Annotated in this window: 2 protein-coding genes and 1 tRNA gene; 1 reads left to right on the top strand and 2 read right to left on the bottom strand. The window is 73.5% G+C overall.

The window, feature by feature from the left end:
• Window positions 1–993 (bottom strand): glycosyltransferase 87 family protein (locus tag AOK03_RS35370; protein WP_055569489.1); only part of this gene is annotated, 993 nt, incomplete at its 3' end.
• A gap of 111 nt (window positions 994–1,104) precedes the next feature.
• Between AOK03_RS35370 and AOK03_RS35375 the strand changes: the two genes are divergently transcribed.
• Window positions 1,105–1,177, top strand: a tRNA-Ala gene (locus AOK03_RS35375).
• A 240-nt stretch (window positions 1,178–1,417) separates the two neighbouring features.
• Here AOK03_RS35375 and AOK03_RS35380 read toward each other — a convergent pair.
• Window positions 1,418–3,010: a ferredoxin gene (locus tag AOK03_RS35380; protein WP_055569490.1), complete on the bottom strand. Its 1,593-nt coding sequence runs from the start codon at window positions 3,008–3,010 to the stop codon at window positions 1,418–1,420.
• Window positions 3,011–3,117: the final 107 nt, after the last annotated feature.

The raw sequence follows: 3,117 nt of genomic DNA on the forward strand, positions 1-3,117 counted from the left end.
CGGCACGCACCACACCCAGTGGTGCGACCACGAGACCGGGCTCACCAGGAGCGCCGTCGCGGCGCAGGAGAGTGCGGCCCAGGCCCGTTCCCCGCGCAGTGCGGCGGCCACGGCCACCGCGAGGCCGAGCGCGCCGGTGACGGCGGCGGCCAGGGCCCAGGGCGCGCCGGGCTCCCCGCTGTGCAGGAGCCGGGCGAGAGCGCCGCGCAGCGACTGGTTCGCGGTGTCCTCGGCCAGCCCGACGCGGCCCGCCTCGAAGACCATCCGGGTCCAGAAGCGCCGGGAGTCGTACGGCAGGACGGCGGCCGCGAGGAGCGTCGCCCCGGCGAACGACACGGCCGCCACGCACGCGTGCCGCACGGCAGGCCGCCACGGACCGCGCCGCACGGCCTCGGCGGCTCCCGCGAGCAGCAGGAACGCCGCGAAGAGCGCGGGCGTGAGCTTGATCGCCGCGGCGATGCCGATGCCCACGCCCGCCCATCGCTGCCCGGGGTGCCGGGTCAGGTCCCACAGGACGAGGACGGCGAGCAGCAGATTGACCTGTCCGTAGCGCAGCGTCGTCCACACCGGCTCGCACCAGACGGCGAGGGCGGCGGCCCACAGAACGCTCTTTACGCGCCCGTGGAGAGCCACGCGCGCGTGCCGCTCGCCGTGGATCATCCGCAAGGAGAGGTGCACGAAGGCGATCAGCAGCGCCAGGTTTCCCAGCGTCGCGAGGGCGCGCATGGCCGCCGTGTCCAGCAGGGTCAGCGGCGTGAAGAGCAGCGCCGCGAACGGCGGGTAGGTGGTGGGCAGATGGGCCTCGGTGGTGCGCAGCGCGTAGAGGTCCCCGCCCGCGCGCACGGTCTCGCCCTCGGCCCGATAGACCATCAGGTCGATCATCGAGACGTCGGCGGCGCGCTGTGCGAGCCAGAAGGCCGTGAAGGAGAGCAGGCAGGCCCCGGCGGCCAGAGGCACGCGGCGGCGGGTGGCGGCGAGCGCGATCACGGTCACGAAGGCTGACAGTACCGGGCGTATCCACCCAGACCGGAAACGATTTGGTGGAGCACGGGTAGGACCGTGTAATGTTGGCGGAGCCGCCGGGGAAACCGGGCGGAAAAGTAAGGGGCTATAGCTCAGTTGGTAGAGCGCCTGCATGGCATGCAGGAGGTCAGGAGTTCAATTCTCCTTAGCTCCACAACATGATCGTTCTTGAGTCCGCTCAGGTTCGATTCCCAAGATCCCGCCCGATCGAATGATCGGGCGGGATCTTCTGGTTTTCGAGGGTCTCAGTGCTCCTGGCGCGGCCCGGAGCAAGGAGGACCGCGGCGGTGACCGGAAGCTGCCGGTCTACGCGCACGCGCACGTCACGTGATCCGTCTCCTGACGGTTCTTCTTGCGCTTGCCCCTCTCCTTGCCCTTCTCACTCTGCTTGCCCTCACTGCCTTCCGCTGCCGAGGGCACGGCGGCCTCGGCCCGGTGGGAGCGCGGTCGGCAGCATCGTGCGGGACGCGGAGGCCTCCCTCGGCGCCTCCTCGATGCGCAGGGCGAGCGCGGGGCAGCGACGCACCGCGCGCGTGGCGCGCGCTTCGGAGTAGCGCGGTACGGACGCTTCCGCGACCGAGGGGAAGCCGTCGGGCCCCAGCTGGATCAGCTCCGGGACGATGTCCGCGCAGAGGCCGTGGCCCTGGCAGAGCGTCCAGTCGACGGCCAGCTTGCGGCCACTGGGCGCCTCTGCGGGCGGTGTGTCCTCCTGGAGGGGGAGGACGCCCTCGACAGGACGGCCGCAGCCGCCGCCCAGGACGTGCGCGGCGAGGTCGTCCGTGAACGCCGAGATCGACGACTCCAGGAAGGCCGCCGAGCCGTCCGGGTGCTTGCACGCGCCCCGTCGCTTCACGGCCCGGGTCACCTCGCGCAGCGCTTCGAGAGAGGTCGGGCCGCCGCCCTGGAGGACGTCGGCGAGGCCCCGGGCCGCCGCGGGGAGACCGAGGTAGCAGGGGCCGCACTGGCCGGTGCTCTCGGCGGCCAGCCAGTGCGCGACCCGCAGCGACTCGCCCAGCGGGCAGGTGCCCTCGCCGATCGGCAGGATCGCGCCCGCGCCGAGCGCGCCGCCACAGGCGTCCAGGGAGGCACGCGAGACGACTGCGTCGTGTGCCGTCATCCCGTCGAGCCATCTGCCGTGATAGCCGCCCGTCAGCACGCCCTGGGGGAGCGCCGGTGCGCCGGCGAGCCGCAGGACGTACTGCAGGGGCACTCCGGTGGGGACCTCGACGACCATCGGTCGGGCGACCGCTCCGGAGAGGGTCAGCAGGACCGTGCCGGGTTCGTCGCGCAGGCCGGTGCGGCAGTAGCGCTCGGCGCCGGCCCTGGCGGCGACGGCGAGCTGGGCGAAGGTCTCCGCGTTGGAGAGGAGGGTGGGGGCACCGCCCACTCCGGAGTCCGACGTCCGCACCTTGCGGCCCGGCGGCAGCGGGGGACCGCCGTCCGCCGAGCGGACCAGGGCGGACGACTCCCCGGTGACCATGCGCACCGGATTGCGCTGCACGCGCGCGCGGAGGGTCGACCCGCGGCGGTTGCCGAGGCCGCGCTCGGCCAGTGCGGTGCGCATCGAGGCTTCGGTCGAGTCGCGGGTCACGCCGACGACCAGCGTGCGGGCCCCGACGGCCTCGGCGGCCAGGAGGGCGCCGTCGAGGATGAGGTGCGGGGCGCGGTTGATCAGGACGGTGTCCTTGCGGCAGGCGGGCTCGTCCTCGCTGCCGTTGACGACGACCACGGGTCGCACCCCGCGACGTATCGCGGCGTCGGCGACGGCCCGCAGCTTCTGGGCGAAGGGGAAACCCGCACCGCCCCGGCCCCGCAGCGCGATCTGTTCGGCGAGGCGGGCGAGCGGTTCGCCCGCCATGGGTTCCAGCGGGCCGTGCACCTTCAGGTGCATGGCGAGGTCGAGACGTTCGACGAGGTCGAAGCCCGAGGTGAGCAGGGGAAGGCCGACGACGCGGACTTCGGGGACGTCGGGGAGCGAGGCGTTCACGGGTGGCCTCCGGTTGCGGCGTTCCAGGGCTCGCCCGTGCTGGGGGCCTGGAAGGGCCGGGGCAGCGGTTCGGTGGCGGGGCCGCTGTCGTACGCGGGATCGGGGAG

Source organism: Streptomyces atriruber, from assembly GCF_001418325.1.
Lineage (GTDB): Bacteria > Actinomycetota > Actinomycetes > Streptomycetales > Streptomycetaceae > Streptomyces > Streptomyces atriruber.